Annotated in this window: 1 protein-coding gene; it reads left to right on the top strand. The window is 39.9% G+C overall.

Annotation, left to right across the window (positions count from 1 at the left end):
• A partial coding sequence (locus Q0779_RS23770; RefSeq protein ID WP_298776745.1) for a hypothetical protein occupies nucleotides 1-451 on the top strand: 451 nt, incomplete at both ends.

Below are 451 nucleotides of genomic sequence, written 5' to 3'. Positions count from 1 at the left end.
GTCTTCCATTGCATGAGCAGGTGAATCATATTCTGGGTGATTTTACCGTGTTAGAATTATTTAACGCGACAAGACAGGCTGACATGAGTGTCATTGAAGGCATTCAGCACACACATTCAAGCCTATGGCAAGATATCGAACATAACGTATTTGATGGCATTGATTTCCAACGCCTCATTCGTAAAACGTTAGATATTGCCTATGATAGATCACTGTCTCCCGTGGTATTAACCAGTATGCTGGGCAATTCCAATGTTGATTTTACACTCGGTGGTTCCATTGAAAGGGGCTATTCTATTTCCCAAACCTCTCAAGTGTATTTAGATAATAAAGCGTATCAAAACCAAACGGGGTTTATTGCCGAGTGGGATTATGTAGAGCAATTGTTTGACCCTATTATTATCAAGCAGATGCATGCCGATTACTGTGATTTAATTGTGTATTTAGCGGT

This window comes from uncultured Shewanella sp. (assembly GCF_947491715.1).
Taxonomy (GTDB): Bacteria; Pseudomonadota; Gammaproteobacteria; order Enterobacterales; family Shewanellaceae; genus Shewanella.
The sequence above is the reverse complement of the archived record's forward strand: the minus strand, read 5'-3'. Positions and strand labels throughout refer to the sequence as shown.